Genomic DNA, 18,425 nt, shown 5'->3' on the forward strand with positions numbered 1-18,425 from the left:
AGCCGATGCGCCGGTGACGCTCGGTCGCGCGATGTGATCATACTGCGATGACGGACAACCAAGTACGTCGGATCGGCCCTGGTCACAGGCGCTCAGGGAATCGAGACTCTTGACAGTCCCGGCGCCGCGCGCAAGGCTCGGAGAGCGCTCTCCCAGGCGCCTTGCGGTCACCGCCATGGCCACGATCGGAGCATCATGCCGTCACGTCGCCGCGCCCTGCTCGCCGCGGCCCTCGCCGCCGCGCTGACCGGCGGGCTCGTCGCCGGGATCCGGGTCGCCGAGGCCGCCGACCAGCCCTGGCGCGACGCCACCCAGACCCCCGCGCAGCGCTCCGACGAGCTGCTCGCCGCCATGACCCAGGCCGAGAAGCTCACGATGCTGCACGGCGGGGCCGGCTGCGGCTTCGCCGGGTGCGTCGATGCCAACACCCGGCTCGGCATCCCGCAGATCCGGCTGCAGGACGGCCCGGCCGGGGCCGGCGACGGGTTCACCGGCGTCACCCAGCTGCCGGCCCCGGTCGCCGCCGCCGCGACCTGGGACACCGCCCTGGCCCGCCGCTACGGCGAGGTCCTCGGCGCCGAGCAGTGGGGCAAGGGCACGAACGTGGTGCTCGCCCCGACCATCAACATCGTGCGCGACCCGCGCTGGGGCCGGGCCTTCGAGTCGTTCGGCGAGGACCCGTACCTGGCCGGGCAGATCGGCGCCGCGGACATCCAGGGCATCCAGAGCCAGGGCCCGATGGCCCAGGTCAAGCACTACGCGGCGTACAACCAGGAGACCAACCGCAACACGCTGTCCGACAACGCGATCGTGGCCGCGCGCACCCAGCGCGAGATCTACCTGCCCGCCTTCGAGGCCGCCGTCCAGCAGGGCCAGGCCGACTCGGCGATGTGCTCCTACTCCGCCGTGAACGGCGCCTTCGCCTGCGAGAACGGGCCGCTGCAGAACGACGTGCTCAAGCGGGACCTCGGCTTCACGGGCTTCATCACCTCGGACTGGGGCGCCACCCACTCGACCGTCGCCTCGGCGAACAACGGGCTCGACATGGAGATGCCCGGCAGCCAGTACTTCGGCGCCGCGCTCACCACGGCGGTGCAGAACGGCCAGGTGTCCCCGGCGACCATCGACGAGCACGTGCGGCGCATCCTGCTGTCGATGTTCCGCCGCGGGCTGTTCGACCGGACGCAGACGGTCGACACGGCCGCGGTCGTGACCACGCCCGCCCACGCCGACGTCGCGCGCCAGGTCGCGCGCGACGGTGCGGTACTGCTCAAGAACGCCGGCAACGCGCTGCCCCTGGCGAGCGGCTCGACGGTCGCGGTGATCGGCCCGGGCGGCGGCACCCGCGCGATGGTCCAGGGCGGCGGCAGCGCCGCGGTCAACGCGCCCTACGTGGCCACGCCCTACGACGCCATCCACGCCCGCAGCGCCTCCGCCGTCTACGCGCCCGGCATCGCGGCCGCCGACGGCGCGCTGCCCCCGGTGCCGGCCGGCGCGTTCACCGGGCTCACGGCGGCGTACTACGACAGCACCGATCTGTCCGGCGCCGCGGTGCTCACCCGGGCCGAGAGCGCGATCGACAGGGTGTGGGGCGGCGCCTCCCCGGCGCCGGGGGTCAACGCGACGAACTGGTCGGCGCGCTACACCGCCACCCTCCACCCGGCCGTGAGCGGCACCTACCAGTTCTCCCTGACCAGCGACGACGGCAGCCGGCTGCTCGTGAACGGCCAGCAGGTCATCAACAACTGGTTCAACCAGGGCAGCACGACCCGCACCGGCTCGGTCACGCTGAGCGCCGGGCAGAGCGCGAGCATCGAGGTCGACTACTTCCAGGGCGGCGGCGCGAGCAACCTGACCCTGGGCTGGTCGGTGCCCGGCCAGTCCGTGCACGACCAGGCGATCGCGGCCGCCCGCGGCGCCGCCACCGCGCTCGTCTTCGTCGACACCTTCGAGTCCGAGGGCTCCGACCTGGCCGGCATCGACCTCGCCGCGGCCCAGAACCAGCTCGTCGCCGACGTGGCCGCGGTCAACCCGAACACCGTGGTCGTGGTCAACAGCGGCTCGGCCGTCGCGATGCCCTGGGTGAACAGCGTGAAGGCCGTCGTCGAGGCGTGGTACCCGGGCCAGGAGGACGGCAACGCGCTCGCGGCCCTGCTCTACGGCGACGCCGACTTCACCGGCCGCCTGCCGGTCACGTTCCCGGCGCGGCTGGCCGACGTGCCCGCGAACACCACGGCGCAGTGGCCGGGGCAGGGCGGGCAGGTCCAGTACTCCGAAGGGCTCAAGGTCGGCTACCGCTGGTACGACGCCCAGAACCTGACCCCGCTCTTCCCGTTCGGTCACGGGCTGTCGTACACCACCTTCGCCTACGGCAACCTGACCGTCGCCACCCCGGACGCGAACGGCCGCGTGGCGGTCGCGTTCGACGTCACCAACACCGGCACGCGCGCCGGGTCGGAGGTGGCGCAGGTGTACGTCGGGCAGCCCGCGAGCACCGGCGAGCCCCCGAAGAACCTGCGCGGCTTCGCCAAGGTCGCGCTGGCCGCGGGCCAGACCCAGCGCGTGACCGTGACCCTGGACGCGCGCAGCTTCCAGACGTGGGGCACCGCGTGGACCACGTCCGCCGGGACGCACCAGGTCTCCGTCGGCGCCTCGTCCCGGGACATCCGCCTCACCGGCCAGGTGACCATCGGCGGCACGCCTGCCGGGTACAGCCCGCTTCCCCGGACCGCGTGGACGGCGACCGCGTCCTCCACCGCGGGCGCCGACGTGCCGGCCCGGGTCCTGGACGGCAACACCGCGACCCGCTGGTCGACCGGCACCCCGATGGCGAACGGCCAGTGGCTCCAGGTCGACCTCGGCTCGGCCCAGACCTTCGACCGCCTGCGCATGGACTCGGCCGGCAGCACGAACGACTACGCCCGCGGCTACCAGATCCAGACCTCCGCGGACGGCGTCACGTGGAGTGCCCCGATCGCCACGGGCACCGGCACCTCGGCCCAGGTGACCGTAACCTTCAACGCGGTGACGGCCCGCTACGTCCGCATCGTGCAGACGGGCACGTCGACGAGCTGGTGGTCGGTGGCGGAGCTGAACCTGGACACGTCCGGCACCGTCCCCCCGGCGACCGGAGCCCTGCCGCGGACCGGTTGGACGGCGACGGCCTCGGCGACGGGCGGCACCGACGTGCCGGCCCGGGTCCTGGACGGCGACACCGGGACGCGCTGGTCGACGGGCACGCCGATGGCGAACGGCCAGTGGCTGCAGCTGGACCTGGGCACGGCGCGGACGTTCAAGGAGCTGCGCATGGACTCGGCCGGCAGCGGGTCCGACTACGCGCGCGGCTACCAGATCCTGGTCTCGGCGGACGGGACGACGTGGGGTGCGCCGATCGCGACGGGCACCGGGACGGGCGCCCTGGTGACGGCCACGTTCGCGGCGCAGAACGCGCGGTATGTGCGGATCGTGCAGACGGGCACGTCGACGAGCTGGTGGTCGGTCGCGGAGCTCAACCTGTACTCGTGAGCACGACGGGCGGGCCGGCGACCTCGAACCGCCGGCCCGCCCGCAGTTCGTCCAGCGCCCGCTCCGCCGCCTCGACGCGGTGCGTGAAATGAATCGTGTATCGATCCTCGGCCGCCCGGGACCGCACCAGGAGACGCAGCGCCTCGGCGTCGGGGTGGCCGTGCTTAGTGCCGTCGGTCGAGATGACGTAGTGCTCGGCCGTCACCCGCTCGAAGAAGTCCGCCGTGACGTTCTTGGCACTGCCGTGATGCGGCAGCTTCAGCACATCGACGTGCAGCCGCTCGTGCCCGCACGCCGCGAGCCCGTCGAGCAGATGGTCGGCCCGGGCGTCGCCGGTCAGCAGCGCGGTGGTGGTCCCGTCGGTGAGGTACAACGCGATGCTCGACAGGTTGGGCACGCTGTGGTCCTTGACCGCCGCCGCGGCCACCTGCGGGTCGTGCCGCTGCCACTTCGCCGCCAGCGTGTCGAGCGCCGCCGGGCCGGGCGCGATCACAGTCACGTCCAGCCCGTGGAGCGACGCCGTGACGCCCTGCCTGATCACGTCCCCGAAGGGCTCGTTGCGCCGCAGCCCGAGGGCGGTGGCCAGCCTTCGGAGGTTGCCGCCCTGAGCGAAGCTCGCGCCCCGCACGACGTCGGCGGGCACCTTGAGGATCTCGGCGGCGTGGTTGAACCACAGCCGCTCGATCACGACGCTGGGCTCCAGCTGATCCTGCTGTTCCCGGTGCAGCGCGCCGAGCATGGCCAGCACCCCGCCGATGTGGTCGTCGTCGACGTGCGTCACGCACACCGCCTCGAGGCGCTGGAACCGGCCCTTGATCGCGCTCTCGTACGTGCCGTGCCGTCCACCGTCGACCAGGATCGCCCGCCCGTCCCACCGCACCAGGCACGCATCTCCCGGCCCGGCGGCAAGGAATTCGAACGTGAGCACCCGCGCCCCTCAGATCGACTGGATGGCGCGCAGCACGTCGACCACGCCGTTGCCCTGAAACGCCCGCTCACGGCGTAGGTCGGTCGCGGTCGCGCAGAGGACCTCCTTGATCCGCTCCGGCCGCCCGATCAACTCCCGGTGGCGGGCCATGAGCATCGCCGCCGCCCCGCTGACATGCGCCGCGGCCTGGCTCGTGCCGTGCATCGCCATGATCTCGTTCCCGGGGATCGGGCCGTCGATGTCCTCGCCGGGCGCGATCAGGTCGGGCTTGGGCCGCCCGTCGGCCGTAGGGCCGCGCCCCGAGAAGAAACTCACACCATGCCGATGGGGGTTGGAGCGATGCGTCGAGCCGACGGTGATGACCGCATCTGCGTTGCCCGGGTCCGAGATACTGGTCGGGTTGTAGCCGGCCCCGTTGGTGCGCACGAGCTCGCCGAACCCCGAATTCCCGGCCGCGGCGACGACCACGACACCCGAACGCACGAGCCGCTCAGCCTCCTGGCACACCGGCGTCCACCCGCACGCGTAGGTCGCCACGTCGTGCGGCACCGACAGGCTGAGATTCACTCCCGCAATGACGAGCCGGCCGGCCTGCTCGTTGATGTACCGGATCGCCTGGAGCGCCGCGAGCACGGAGAACTCGTCGCCGTCGCCCTGATCATCGAGAACCCGGAAGTCGTACAGCTTGATGTTGGGGCATACCCCGCGCAGTCCCCGCTCGGGCCAGTTCCCCCCGAGCACCCCGGCCACGTGCGTCCCGTGCGGATTTACCGGCTCCCGATACTGCACCAGCGGCCGCCTCGGCCGTTCTCGTTCGAGTTCAAGCTGGATCTCGACGTAGGGCAGCGCTTCGCGCCAGTCGACCAGCCCCGGCACCTTCGCGCGATCGGCGAGCACCTTTCGCGCGTTGGTGAAATCGAACGCCCGCAGCACCCGCGTTCCGAATGGCTCGAACTCGTCGTAGATCTTGCGCCACTCCTGAAACGCCGGATGCCGGTAGTCGATGCCGCTGTCCACCACCGCCCAGCCGATGCTGCCGCAGTCCACGGCAAACACCTGCTCCGCCGCGTCGGCCTTGACCGTGGCCCGCGACCGGCTCACCGCCGCTCCGGCCCGGCGGTTGGTCGTCACCGACGCCACCGGGTGCAGCAGGCGCCGGTCGTCGCCAAGGGCGCCGCGCCGCCGCTCCGCCGGAACGATGTCGCGCAGTGCCTGGACGACGAACGCAAGCCCATCGCCACCTGCCGACTCCGCAACCGCGTGCAGGAGCCCGATGAACCAGGCGAGGCGCTGGTCGTACTCGCTGGCACGTCCCTCATCCCGGCGATAGTCCTCCTCGGCGAAGCCGGTGCCCCGCGGCCGGGGCGGCCGTCGCCGCTCCGGCGGCGTGGACGAGCGGTCCAGCAGATCGAGCAGCTCATCCGGGGGCAGTTGGGCGGCCCGCCCTACGAGGTCGGCCAGATTCGTGATCGGCATGACGACCTGAACGAGCTGGCGAAGGGTCACCTCGACGAGCACGAACCCACCGACGGCGACCGGCTTCGTGCTGTTCGTGCCCGTGGCCTGGAGCCGCTCGAACACCGTGCGAATGCCGTGATCCTCGTGGATTGTGAGGATGACCTCCACCCGGTGTTCGAGGCCCCGCCGCGATGGCTGGGCGAACGCCCACCAGGCGTCGAAGCGCACCGGACAGTCCGTCGCCCAGGGTGGGGGCAGGGCGCCCGTGCCGTAGAACCGCTCCGTCAGCTCGTCCCGGTTCACGCCGCCGCCCTTCATCGGAGTCGATCGCTGCCGGGCGGTGAGCCTACGCCGGGATCACCCGCGAGCGCGACACTCCATCGGCCGAAGCACACGTGGGCTGCGAGTCATCAGCACGGGCCGTCACGTCCACGAATGCCACGGCAGTGCGCGGCCGGAACCGCGCCCGAGCCGGATCGCCCGCCGCGGCCGGGCGGCCGGCCCGGGCCACCTCGATCGAGCTGGTCGAGACGGCCGCTTAGACCTCCCGCCTCCCTGACGCCCGCGGGCCAGTCGCCGGCCGCAGACGAGCGGGCCGCGGGGTCGGTTGCCGGTTGTACGCATCCGGTCAGGCTCGGGAGCGACGTGGCCACCGTGACCGTGTGCGGGCTTCTCGTCACGCGTCCTTCGATGCGAGCGCCGCGTTACGGTTCCGATGAACGCGATGACCGGGTCCCGGTCATTCACGCGTTCGCGCGCGTCGGCACGCGCTCCCAGAACGCCGCCGCCGTCACGGTTGCCGTGGGCGCGATGGTCGGGCGGCGCGGTCGGTCCACCAACGGCAGCGTCGAGGCACGCGGTCGGCGACGAGGTGCTCATGAACTTGGACTCCGTCGAACCGCCGGCCCGGCCGGTTCGGGCACCGCAGCGGACGGGCCGCATCAGAGGGACTTGACCCACTCGTCGGTCGTGGTGACCGTGGCCTGGCGGGGGAAGACCTTCTCGGTCAGGACGCGGTGGATCTCCTCGTCGGGGTCGGCGCAGGCGTCGGACAGGACGGTCAGGGCGTAGTCCAGGTCCGCGGCCTGGCGCAGCGTCGACAGGACCACCCCGCTGGTCGAGATGCCGGCCAGGATCAGGGCGTTCGCGCCCGCGCCGCGCAGCAAGACGTCCAGGTCGCTGCCGCTGAAGGCGCTCACCCGGCGCTTGACGATCACCGGCTCGTCCGGCCGGGTGGGCAGGTCGGCGTGCAGCTGGGTCGCGGGGTGGTCCTGGGTCATGGTGTCGCCGGCCTGGCTGATGGCGCCGAACGTCCGGTTCGTCGCCGACGCCTCGGGGTAGCCGGGGCGGAAGGCGACGCGGACGTACATGACGGGGATGCCGGCGCCGCGGGCGGCCTCGATCGCGCGGCTCACGGCCGCGAGGGCGGGGCCGCCGCCGGCGCGGTCGACGATGCCCTGCTGGAAGTCCATGGCGAGCAGCACGGGACGGGTCTCGGACATGCGGATTGCCTCTCTGCGGACGTTGTGCGACCGAGCACAGCGAACAAGCGGATGCTGAGCGAACGAGCGAACGAGCGAACGAGCGAACGGACGAGCGGAGCGAACGAGCGAACGGACGAGCGGAGCGAACGAGCGAACGGACGAGCGGAGCGAACGAGCGAACGGACGAGCGAACAAGCAGGCGCTGGGCGAACGAATAAGAGCGAACGCGCGGACGGGGTGCGGATAGGCGGTCAGTCGGCGGGCTCACCCAGCCGGGCCAGCAGGGTCAGCGCCTCGTTGATGGTGGCCAGCTCCGCCTCGGTGAAGCGCCGGTCCATCTCCCGCACGAGCCAAGCGTTGCGCCCCTGCTTGTCGGCCAGGGCCCGGGCCCGGCCGGCCTCGCTGAGCGTGATGATGTGCCGCCGGCCGTCCTCGGGGTCGGGTGAGCGCTCGATGAGGCCGAGGTCGTCGAGGGCGTTGAGGGTCCCGGTCATCGACTGCGGGCGGACACCCTCGGCCAGGGCCAGCACCGTGGTCGAGGAGGCGCCGTCGCGGTGCAGGCGCCCCACCACCGCCGCCTGCGACGGGGTCAGGCCGCCGGAGGGCACCTGGCCCAGCCGGGCCCGCAGCCGCCGGAACAGCTCGACGAGATCACGGGCGGCCGTCGCCGCACCGGGCGATCGCTCCACCAAGGTAACCCCCTGACCCGATGCCGCGGCCCCGGAATGGATCGGACAACTACGTAGCAAGCCTACACAGTTTACCTGTGCACTGCGAATCCACAGGATCGCGTCCCCGGCCGGGCGACGCCGGCAAAGGACCCGGGAGGGCGACGCCGGCAAAGGACCCGGGAGGGCGACGCCGGCAAAGGACCCGGGAGGGCGACGTCGGCAAAGGACCCGGGAGGGCGACGCCGGCAAAGGACCCGGGAGGGCGACGCCGGCAGAGGCCCCCCGGGGGGGCGACGTCGGCAGAGGACCCGGGTCCGGCGTCGGCGGGCCGCGAGGAACGCGATGGTCGACGCCGCCGCCGAGACGGGTCCCGTCGTGCGATCCGCGTCACGCGCGTGGAAACGGCTTGTCCGGAGGCTGGCCTCCGGTATTGTGGAGGCATGCCTCAAGTTTCCCGGTCCTCGCACCGGCTGACGTTCGGCGTCCTCGCCGCGTCCACGGCGGCGTTCTCGATGTTGCAGTCGCTGGTCAGCCCCGTGCTGCCGGTCATGCAGCGCGATCTGCACACGTCGGCGGGCACCGTGACGTGGGTGCTGACCGCCTGGCTGCTCGCCGCGTCCGTGGCCACGCCGCTCATGGGCCGCATCGGCGACATGATCGGCAAGGAGCGCACGCTGCTGGTCGCGCTCGCCGCCATCGCGGCCGGGTGCCTGCTCGCCGCCCTCGCGCCCAACATCGGCGTCCTCATCGTGGCGCGGGTGATCCAGGGGCTCGGCGGGGCGCTGTTCCCCCTGTCGTTCGGCATCATCCGCGACGAGTTCCCGCCGGCCCGGGTCGTGTCCGCGGTCGGCGCGATGTCGGCCGTGATCGCGCTCGGCGGCGGGCTCGGGATCGTCCTGGCCGGGCCGGTCGTGGCCGCGCTGAACTGGCGCTGGCTGTTCTGGATCCCGCTCGGCGTCGTCGTGGTCACCGGGCTGCTGGCCTGGCGGTTCGTGCCGCCGTCGCCGTCGCGCTCCAGCGGGCGCGTGAACTGGCTCGCCGCCGTGCTGCTGTCGGCGTGGCTGGTGGCGCTGCTGCTGCCGCTGAGCAAGGGCAACGCGTGGGGCTGGTCGTCGCCGCTGACCGTCGGCCTGCTCGCCGCGGCCGCGCTGCTGGCCGCGGGGTGGGTCGCGGTCGAGACGCGCTCGGGCAACCCGCTCATCGACATGCGCATGATGCGCCTGCCCGCCGTGTGGACCACGAACGTCGTGGCGCTGCTGTTCGGCGCGGGCATGTTCGGCGTCTACGCGTTCCTGCCCCAGTTCATGCAGATCCCGTCCTCGACCGGCTACGGCTTCGGCGCCACGGTCGGCCAGGCGGGCCTGCTCATGGTGCCGATGCTGGCCACGATGGCGGTCGCGGGCATGCTCAGCGGCCCCATGGCCGGCTGGTTCGGCAGCCGCGCGCAGGTGATCGCCGGCTCCCTGCTGGCCACCGCGGCCGGCGCCGCGTTCGCCTTCGCCCACCGCCACCCCTGGGAGGTGGCCACCGCCGGCGCGGTCTTCGGCATCGGCATCGGTCTCGCGTACGCCTCCATGACCTCCCTCATCGTGCACAGCGTCCCGATCGCCCAGACGGGCGCGGCCAGCGGCATGAACGCCAACATCCGCACCATCGGCGCCTCGATCGGCACCGCGGTGGTCAGCTCCATCGTCACCGCCGACCTGCGCGCCGACGGCCTGCCGACCGAGTCCGCCTACACCGCGGCGTTCGTCGCCCTCGCCCTGGCCGCGGCGCTCTCGGTCGCCGTGGCGCTGCTCATCCCCCGCCGCCGGCCCGGGTCGCCGGCGCGGGAGCAGCGCGACCACTTCGAGGCGGAGGAGCCCGAGCTCACCCCGGTGCACGGCTGAGCGGCCACGGCACCGGCTACGCGGGGACCGGCCAGATCTGCAGGGTCGGTCCCCCGCCGGGCAGGAAGCCGGTCCACGCCGCGCCGCCCGGCTATGCGGGGACCGACCAGATCTGCAGGGTCGGTCCCTCGCCGGGCAGGGAGCCGGTCCACGCCGCGCCGCCGTAGAGGTTCGCCGCCTCCGCGACGCCGTCGAGCGCGACGTCGGCGCCGGACGCGCGGCGGGCCAGGACCAGCAGGCGCTCGTCGTGCGTCTCGCGCCAGAAGGCGATCGCGTCCGCGTCCACGTGGGCGAAGCGCAGGCCGCCCCCGCGCAGGGCCGGGTGCTTGCGGCGCAGGGCGAGCAGCCGGCCGTACCACGGCAGGACCGCAGCGCCGGTGCGCCACGGCATCGGGGTGCGCGAGCGCTCGCCGCTGGTGCCGGTCAGGCCGAACTCGTCACCCGCGAAGATCATCGGCACGCCGGGCAGGGTGGCGAGCAGGCCGGTCGCGACCTCGTGCAGCGCGGACGAGCCCACGACCGTGCGGATGCGGGCCGTGTCGTGGCTGCCGAGCAGGTTCCACGAGTGGGTCCACGAGCGCCAGGACATCGTCGCCATCATGGCCCGCGTCGTCGCGACGAACGCGTGGCCGTCGCGGCGGGGAACGGGGCCGGGGACGCCGAGGAAGTCCGGCAGGTCCAGCGACGGGGCGCGCAGCCACGTCCACAGTGGACGGGTGAAGCCGGCGTAGTTCATGGTGCCCTGCCAGCCGCCCGCGTCGAGGTCGCCGCCGGCGCCGTGGGCGTGCTCGGCGACCAGCAGGGCGTCCGGGCGGGCGCCGCGAACCGCCGCCGCGACCAGCCGGGAGACCTCGATGGTCAGGTCGTCCGCGGCGCGCCGGCCGGTCATGTTGGCCACGTCGACGCGCCAGCCGTCGAGGTACCGCAGCCACCGCCGCACGATCGAGTCCGGATCGGTCACGAACCGCTCGCGCAGCCGGGCCGAGTGCCAGTTGAGCTTCGGCAGCGACGGCACGCCGAGCCACGACTCGTAGCCGCCGTCGGCGCTCATGTAGTACAGATCGGGCTGGTCGAACCACGGGTGCTCGACGCCGGTGTGGTTCGTCGTGAGGTCGCCGACGAGCCGCATCCCCCGGGTGTGCAGGGCGTCGGCGAGGCGGCGCAGGGCCCGGTCCCCGCCCAGCAGCGGGTCGACGCGGTCGAAGGCGACGGCGTCGTAGCGGTGGTTCGAGCGGGCCGGGAAGAACGGCGTGAGATAGACGGTGTCGGCGCCGAGGTCCTGGATGTGGTCCAGGCGCCGGGCGATGCCGTCGAGGTCGCCGCCGTACCACTCCCTCGAGTGTCCGCGCACCGGCTCGTCCCACTCGCAGCGCTCCGCCCAGCCGGGGGTGGCCGGGGCGGTGGCCGAGCGGGCGAAGCGGTCCGGGAAGATCTGGTACACGATCGCCTCGCGCGTCCACGGCGCGGGGCCCGGGTGCGCGACGAGCCGGAAGTCGGTGTCGTCGGGCACGTCGTGGCCGAAGCGGCCGAGGACGGTGTACCAGTCCCCGTCGACGAGGAACCGGTACCGCGTCACGGGGTTGCGCACCAGCACCGAGGCCCGCCACCACAGCTCGCCGCCGCGCCGCTCCGCGGCCGCCACGGTGAACCTCGGCTCACCGTCCTCGATGGAGCGCACGTGCACCGAGCGGACGCCGAGGGGCGTGCGCAGCAGGACGTCCACGTTGGCGCCGAGCCGCGGGTTCTGGTCCGGCACGTACAGGGCGGACCCGTCGTGGTGGACGGTCATCCCTTCACCGCCCCGGTGGTGAGGCCCGACACGATGTACCGCTGCAGCACCTGAAAGACCACGACCGTGGGCACCGCGGTGAGCAGCGAGCCGGCGCAGAACATCCCGAAGTTGGCGTTGCGCTGCTCGGCCACGAGGCCGTAGAGCCCGACGGCGAGCGTCTTGGCGTCGTCGGAGTGCAGGAACACGTTGGCCAGCAGCACCTCGTTGATGGTGCCGATGAACCCGAGCAGCCCGGTGACCGCGAGGATCGGCGCGACCAGCGGCAGCGTGACCCGGAAGAAGATCTGGGCGTGGCTGGCGCCGTCGACGACCGCGGACTCGTCGAGCTCCTTGGGCACGGTGTCCAGGAAGCCCTTCATGAGCCAGGTGTTCACGCCGAGGGCGCCGCCGAGGTACAGCAGCATCAGCCCCCACGGCCGGTCGAGCCCGATCGCCGGGTAGTAGTCGCCGAGCGCGGCGAAGATGAGGTAGATGGTCACGACCGAGAGGAACTGCGGGAACATCTGGATCAGCAGCAGGGAGACGAGCCCGACCCGGCGCCCCTTGAACCGCATCCGGGAGAACGCGTAGGCGGCCAGGATGGACAGGAACACCCCCACCGCGGCGGCGATCCCGGCGATGAGGATCGAGTTGAGGTACCAGTGCGGGAACGCGGTCTTCGAGAACAGGTCCCCGAAGTTGCCCGGCCCCGCGGCGCTCGGGATGAGCTGCGTCGAGCTCAGCGAGCCCAGCGGGTTCAAGGCGGCGGAGACGACGAAGACGATCGGGAAGAGCGAGAAGGCGACGGCGAGGAGCCCGGCCGCGTGCCGCCAGCCGGTCGTGCGGGCCCAGGCGATCACGAGTAGACCTCCTCCTGCTTGCGGCTGCGACGGAAGCCGGCGACCGAGATGAGGGCCACGATGGCGAAGATGTACACCGAGATCGCCGCCGCGAAGCCGAGCTGCGCGCCGGAGCCGCCGAACGCGAGCCGGTACGTGTAGGTGATGAGCAGGTCGGTCGCGCCGATGCTGGAGTTGCCGGCCTCGAAGGGCGCCCCCTCGGTGGTCAGGTAGATCGCGTTGAAGTTGTTGAAGTTGAACGCGAACGACGAGATGAGCAGCGGGGTGAGCGCGACGAGCAGCAGCGGCAGCGTGACCCGGCGGAAGCGCTGCACCGGGGTGGCCCCGTCGATCGAGGCCGCCTCCGACATCTCGCGCGGGATGGCCTGCAGCGCGCCGGTGGCGACGAGGAACATGTACGGGTACCCGAGCCACAGCTGCACCAGGATCACGGCCAGCCGCGCGGTCCACGGGGTGCCGAACCAGTCCACGTGCAGGCCGGTGAGCCGGTTGACGAGCCCGAAGTCCTGGTTGAACAGGTCCCGCCAGACGAGCAGCATCGCGAACGAGGGCATCGCGTAGGGCAGCACGAGCAGCACGCGGTACCAGCTGCGCCCCCGCATCTTCGCGTTGAGCGCGAGCGCGCAGGCGAGCCCGAGCGCGAACGTCGCCAGCACCGACCCGAGCGCGAACCCCAGGTTCCACACGAGGGTCTTCAGGAACGGGCCCGCGATGCGCGGGTCGGTGACGACCCGGCCGAAGTTGGCCAGGCCGACGTTGACCTTCCAGCCCTGGGCCAGGTGCTCGCCGTCGTCGGCGACGAACGAGCCGGAGTCCTCGTCGGCCCTCCAGCGCTTGCCGGTGCCGCGGTCGGTGATGCAGTCGCAGCCGGCGTCGTAGTAGCGGGTGGCCTGGCCGGTGTAGGCGCGGGTGAGCCCGGAGGCCCGGATCGCCCCGCCGTCCGTGGGCACGGTGAACGCGAGGATCTCGTCGTTGCGCCGGGTGGCCTGGCCGAGGTCGAGCAGCTGGTAGCCGTCCACCGCGGTGATCCGCCCGGCCGAGACGGTCGCGTCGGGCAGGGTCCTCAGGCCGGAGGCGTCGCCCACGTACGCCCTGCCGTCCGCCGACAGCAGCAGAAACTTGAGGCCGCCGTCGTCGAGCGCGACCGACAGCGCGTACTCGACCGACCCCGGCACCTGCCGAACGGAGGCGCTCTGGATCGCCGTGACCGCGTCCTGCTTGCTGCCCCGGTGCCCGTCGCCGTAGTTGGTGAAGGCGGTCGCGACGGTGTAGAGCACCGGGACGACCTGGAACGCCAGGAGGAACAGCACTCCAGGAACGAGGTACTTCGCCGGGACGGCCCGCGGCGACAGGTAGATCGCGAAGATCATGCCGGTCACGACGACGAGCACCGCGAGCCATCCCCACGCACGGGCCTCGGCCAGCGGGAAGGCGGCGTACACCGCCAGCGCCAGGGCGAGCCCGAGGACTGGAATCTTCACGCTACTTGCTGATCGCATCGGCGATGGTCTTGGCGGCACCGGCCAGTGTGGACGGTACGTCCGCGCCGCCGACGATCGCCGACTCCGCCTTGCCGAACGGGTCCCACACCGCGGCCATGGCCGGGATGGCGGGCAGCACGGCGCCGCCCTTGCCCGCGGCGAGCCACTTCTCGATGTCGGGGTCGCTGCCCTTGACCTGGTCCATCGCGGCGTTCAGGGCCGGCGGGCGGGGGTTGGCCTGGTACAGCGCGACCTGCAGCTCCGGCTTGGTCAGGTAGTTCGTGATGAACTCGTTGGCCAGGGCCTTGCTCTTACCCTTGCTGGCCACGTAGAACGCCTGCACGCCGACGAACGGCTGCGCGGCCTTGCCGCCGGCGAACCCGGGCACCGGGGTGATGTCGTACTTGACGCCGGCCTTCTTGATGTCGGCGACCGCCCACGGGCCCGAGATCAGGAACGGGGCCTTGCCGCCGGTGAACGTCGGGATCGCGTTGTCGCTGTTGACCGAGCGGGTCAGCGCGCCGGAGCCCTTCTCGCCGAGCGCGGCGATCTTCTTGAACGCCTCCACCGACGCGGGCTTGTCCACGCCGAGGTCCGCCGGGTCGTAGTCGCCGTTGGGCTTGGTGCCGAAGAGGTAGCCGCCGGCCGAGGTGAAGAGCGGGTAGACGTGGTACGCGTCGCCGTTCTGCCCCACCTGCAGCGACAGGATGTTGGAGACCTTGCCCGAGTCCTTGAGCGCCTTGCCGGCCGCGACGAGGTCCTCGATGCTGCCCGGCGCGTCGGGGACCAGGTCCGTGTTGCGGATGAGGGCGAGGTTCTCGATGGCGTACGGCACGCCGTAGACCTGCCCGTTGAAGGTCACGGCCTTCATCGCCACGTCGGCGAAGCCGGACCGCTGCGAGTCCGACAGCTGGATCGGGTCGATGGTGCCGTTCTGCACCAGGTTGCCGATCCAGTCGTGGGCGCCCACGACGATGTCCGGGCCCTTGCCCGACTGCGCGGCGGTGACGAAGTTGGTCTGCAGGTCCTTGGAGACCGCCTGGACCTGCACGTCGACGTGGTTGGCCTGCCCGAACTGCTCCGCGAACGGCTTGAGGGCGGCGGCGCGCTGGTCGTCGGCCCAGATGGCGAGCGTGGCGGTGGGCGCGGTGGAGGCGCTTTCGGGGGTCTTCGACGACGAGCAGGCGGTGAGCGTCAACGCCGCGAGGGCGAGCACGCCGGCGGCGCGCAGCGGAATGCGCATGGATGCTCCTGTTCAGGGTGGAGCACACGCACGCCGGCTGAAGGCGTGCGTGTGGCCAGGAATGGTGTACGGCATCGGTACAGGGGTGTCGATCGATTGCCGGTGGCGCAGACCGTAGCAAGGACTTGCACCGAATGAAAGAGCTTCCAAGCGACTTTCAATTTCGGCACGGAGCCGCTTACTCTCGTCGCATGGCCATGGACGCTCCACGAGCTCGCCTCGCCGACATCGCCAAGCAGGCGGAGGTCAGCGAGGCCACCGTCTCGCGGGTGCTCAACGACCGGCCCGGGGTCAGCGCCGACACCCGGCACGCCGTGCTCACCGCGCTCGACGTGCTCGGTTACGAGCGACCCGAACGACTCCGCAAGCGCAGCGCCGGCCTCGTCGGCCTCGTGACGCCGGAGCTCGAGAACCCGATCTTCCCGCTGTTCGCGCAGGTCATCGAGTCGGCGCTGTCCCGGCACGGGTTCACGCCCGTGCTGTGCACGCAGACGCCCGGTGGCGTGACCGAGGACGAGTACATCGAGATGCTGCTCGACCGCGCGGTCGCCGGCATCATCTTCGTCTCCGGGCTGCACGCGGACACCACGGCGGACCATGACCGGTACCGCAAGCTCATCGACCGCCCGCTGCCCATCGTCATGATCACCGGGCACGTCCCGGGGCTCGAGGCGCCGTGCATCTCGTGCGACGACGCCCGCGCCAGCGAGCTGGCGGTCGATCATCTGGCCTCGCTCGGCCACACCCGCATCGGCTTCATCTCCGGCCCCGAGCGCTTCACCCCGGTGCAGCGCAAGATCCTCGGGTACCGCGAGGCGATGCGCCGCCACGGCCTCTCCGACGAGATCGAGCTCTCGCTCTTCGGCGTCGAGGGGGGCGCGGCGGCGGCCGGGAGGCTGCTCGACCGCGGCGTGACCGGGCTCGTGTGCGGCTCCGACCTCATGGCGCTGGGCGCCGTGCGGGCGGCGCGCTTGCGGGGCCTGTCGGTGCCCGGTGACGTGTCGGTGGTCGGCTACGACGACTCGCCGCTGATCGCGTTCACCGACCCGCCGCTGACCACGCTGCGCCAGCCCGTGCTCGCGATGTCGAACGCGGCGGCGCAGTCGCTGATCGACGCGATCAACGGGCAGCCCTCGCCGCACTCGGAGTTCCTGTTCGCGCCGGAGCTGGTCGTGCGCAACTCGACGGGCATCGCCCCTCGCTGAGCGTTTCGTCCCCGTTCTCGCGCTTCACGGTGGTACGCGGCGCCGGCTGGCGGGCCGCGCCGCGCTGCTCAGCACCGTCCCGTCGCCGCGCGGCTCCCCCGCCGTCGCGGTGTTGCTTCGCGCTCTACCGCGCGGCTCTCCGGCCGTCGCGGTGTGTTCCGTGCCCTGCCGCGCGGCTCCCCCGCCGTCGCGGTGTTGCTTCGCGCTCCACCGCGCGGCTCTCCGGCCGTCGCGGTGTGTTCCGTGCCCTGCCGCGCGGCTCGCCCGCCGTCGCGGAGTTGCTTTGTGCTCTGCCGCGCGTGGCCGCACCACGCCTCTCGAAGGGACCCCGATGTCCGACATTGCAGATATGCCGCAGCAGGAGTGGTGGCGCACCGCCGTCATCTACGAGGTCTACGTCCGCAGCTTCGCCGACGGCAACGGCGACGGCGTCGGCGACCTCGCCGGCCTGCGCGAACGCCTGCCCCACCTGCGCGAGCTGGGCATCGACGCGATCTGGCTGACCCCGTTCTTCCGCTCCCCGATGGTCGACGGCGGCTACGACGTGTCCGACTACCGAGACGTCGACCCGAGCCTCGGCAGCCTCGCCGACTTCGACGCCATGCTCGCCGCCGCGCACGCCCTGGGCCTGCGGGTGATCATCGACGTCGTCCCCAACCACACCTCCAGCGAACACGCTTGGTTCACGCAAGCCTTGCAAGAACTTCCAGGCGGACCGGCCCGTGCGCGATACCACTTCCGCCCCGCGACCACGGACGGTGAGCCCCCGAACGACTGGGAGTCGGTGTTCGGCGGCCCGGCGTGGACCCGCACGGCCGACGGCGAGTGGTATCTGCACCTGTTCGACCCGGCCCAGCCGGACTTGAACTGGGACAACCCCGACGTGCGGGTCGAGTTCGAGGACGTGCTGCGCTTCTGGCTCGACCGCGGCGTCGACGGCTTCCGCATCGACGTGGCGCACGGGATGGTGAAGGCCGCCGGGTACCCCGCGGCGGGGCTCACCGGCCAGATCGGGCTGCTCGGGCGGCGGGTGCTGCCGTACTTCGACCAGGACGGCGTGCACGAGATCCACAAGGCCTGGCGCAAGATCCTGGACTCGTACCCCGGGCAGCGCATGGCCGTCGCCGAGGCGTGGGCGTCGACGCCGCAGCGCCTCGCCCGGTACACGGCCCCCGACGAGCTGCACCAGGCGTTCAACTTCGAGTTCCTGCAGGCCGACTGGGGTGATCCGGCGGCGGTGCGGGCGAGCATCGACTCGTGCCTGCGCGCCGCCGCGTCCGTCGGCGCGCCGACGACGTGGGTGCTGTCGAACCACGACGTGCGCCGGCACGTGACCCGGCTCGGCTCCCTCGAGCGGGCCAACGCCGCCGCGCTGCTCATGCTGGCGTTGCCGGGTTCGGCGTACCTCTACCAGGGCGACGAGCTCGGCCTGCCCGAGGTGCTCGACCTGCCCGCCGACGCCCGCCAGGACCCGGTCTGGCTGCGTTCCGGCGGCACGGATCCCGGCCGCGACGGCTGCCGCGTGCCGCTGCCGTGGGAGTCGGAGGCGCCCGCGTACGGGTTCTCGGCCACCGGCGCGTCCTGGCTGCCGCAGCCGCCGGCGTGGGCCGCCCTGGCCCGGGACCGCTCGTCCACTGTGGACCTGTACCGGGCCGCGCTCGCGCTGCGCCGCCGGCTCACCGGCCCGCTGCGCTGGCACGACAGCCCCGGCGGGGTGCTGGACTTCGGCCGCGACGACTTCCGGTGCGTCGTGAACCTCTCGCCGGAGCCGATCGCGCTGCCGGACGGCTCCGAGGTCGCGCTCGCCAGCCGACCCATCGACGGAGGCACCGTTCCGGCCGACGCGACCGTGTGGATCTTTGCAAGAAGTCTCAGATCTTCCTGATCGTTTCTGCAGCTCAATGGCCTTG

General features: G+C 72.3%; 12 protein-coding genes. 4 read left to right on the forward strand and 8 right to left on the reverse strand.

From position 1 onward, the window contains the following. The first annotated feature begins 195 nt into the window (after positions 1-195). Positions 196-3,525: a glycoside hydrolase family 3 C-terminal domain-containing protein gene (locus tag ACQP1P_RS24780; protein ID WP_433073004.1), complete on the forward strand. Its 3,330-nt coding sequence runs from the start codon at positions 196-198 to the stop codon at positions 3,523-3,525. Here the strand turns inward: ACQP1P_RS24780 and ACQP1P_RS24785 are convergent. The 4 genes from ACQP1P_RS24785 to ACQP1P_RS24800 all read right to left on the reverse strand — a co-directional run bounded on the left by ACQP1P_RS24785 (position 3,509) and on the right by ACQP1P_RS24800 (position 8,084). Then, positions 3,509-4,453 carry a ComEC/Rec2 family competence protein gene (locus tag ACQP1P_RS24785; protein ID WP_433073006.1) on the reverse strand — a complete coding sequence of 315 codons (945 nt, stop codon included), beginning with the start codon at positions 4,451-4,453 and terminating at the stop codon, positions 3,509-3,511. The genes ACQP1P_RS24780 and ACQP1P_RS24785 overlap by 17 nt on opposite strands. A 9-nt stretch (positions 4,454-4,462) precedes the next feature. Continuing rightward, entirely contained in the window at positions 4,463-6,214 is a 1,752-nt protein-coding gene (locus tag ACQP1P_RS24790) for a S8 family serine peptidase (RefSeq protein WP_433073008.1), read from the reverse strand. Positions 6,215-6,852: 638 nt separating this feature from the next. Next, positions 6,853-7,413 (reverse strand): cysteine hydrolase family protein, encoded by a 561-nt coding sequence (locus tag ACQP1P_RS24795; RefSeq protein ID WP_433073010.1) that lies wholly within the window; start codon positions 7,411-7,413, stop codon positions 6,853-6,855. A 233-nt stretch (positions 7,414-7,646) separates the two neighbouring features. Then, positions 7,647-8,084, reverse strand: coding sequence for a MarR family winged helix-turn-helix transcriptional regulator (locus tag ACQP1P_RS24800; protein ID WP_433073012.1), 438 nt, complete (start codon positions 8,082-8,084; stop codon positions 7,647-7,649). Positions 8,085-8,506: 422 nt separating this feature from the next. On the opposite strand from ACQP1P_RS24800, the gene ACQP1P_RS24805 reads away from it, so the two are divergent. Beyond that, positions 8,507-9,955: an MFS transporter gene (locus tag ACQP1P_RS24805; RefSeq protein WP_433073014.1), complete on the forward strand. Its 1,449-nt coding sequence runs from the start codon at positions 8,507-8,509 to the stop codon at positions 9,953-9,955. 91 nt (positions 9,956-10,046) lie between these two features. On the opposite strand, the gene ACQP1P_RS24810 is transcribed toward ACQP1P_RS24805, so the two are convergent. The 4 genes from ACQP1P_RS24810 to ACQP1P_RS24825 are packed head-to-tail and all read right to left on the reverse strand — an operon-like array spanning position 10,047 to position 15,304. Then, a complete protein-coding gene (locus ACQP1P_RS24810; protein ID WP_433073016.1) occupies positions 10,047-11,744 on the reverse strand; it encodes a glycoside hydrolase family 13 protein in 1,698 nt (565 codons plus the stop codon). Next, positions 11,741-12,586 carry a sugar ABC transporter permease gene (locus ACQP1P_RS24815; protein ID WP_433073018.1) on the reverse strand — a complete coding sequence of 282 codons (846 nt, stop codon included), beginning with the start codon at positions 12,584-12,586 and terminating at the stop codon, positions 11,741-11,743. The genes ACQP1P_RS24810 and ACQP1P_RS24815 overlap by 4 nt, the downstream gene beginning before the upstream one ends. After that, positions 12,583-14,067 (reverse strand): ABC transporter permease subunit, encoded by a 1,485-nt coding sequence (locus tag ACQP1P_RS24820; RefSeq protein ID WP_433073019.1) that lies wholly within the window; start codon positions 14,065-14,067, stop codon positions 12,583-12,585. The genes ACQP1P_RS24815 and ACQP1P_RS24820 overlap by 4 nt, the downstream gene beginning before the upstream one ends. A 1-nt stretch (position 14,068) precedes the next feature. After that, a complete protein-coding gene (locus ACQP1P_RS24825) occupies positions 14,069-15,304 on the reverse strand; it encodes a sugar ABC transporter substrate-binding protein (RefSeq protein WP_433090117.1) in 1,236 nt (411 codons plus the stop codon). 203 nt (positions 15,305-15,507) lie between these two features. Here ACQP1P_RS24825 and ACQP1P_RS24830 point away from each other — a divergent pair, with 203 nt between their 5' ends. Both ACQP1P_RS24830 and ACQP1P_RS24835 read left to right on the forward strand, forming a co-directional pair. Next, the gene (locus ACQP1P_RS24830; protein ID WP_433090119.1) at positions 15,508-16,515 is read left to right on the forward strand and encodes a LacI family DNA-binding transcriptional regulator; all 1,008 of its coding nucleotides are present in this window, start codon (positions 15,508-15,510) and stop codon (positions 16,513-16,515) included. Positions 16,516-16,864: 349 nt separating this feature from the next. Further along, complete coding sequence (locus tag ACQP1P_RS24835; RefSeq protein ID WP_433073022.1) at positions 16,865-18,400, forward strand: glycoside hydrolase family 13 protein; 1,536 nt, start codon at positions 16,865-16,867, stop codon at positions 18,398-18,400. The last annotated feature ends 25 nt before the right edge of the window (positions 18,401-18,425 follow it).

The organism is Dactylosporangium sp. CA-052675 (genome assembly GCF_050947935.1).
Classification (GTDB): Bacteria; Actinomycetota; Actinomycetes; order Mycobacteriales; family Micromonosporaceae; genus Dactylosporangium.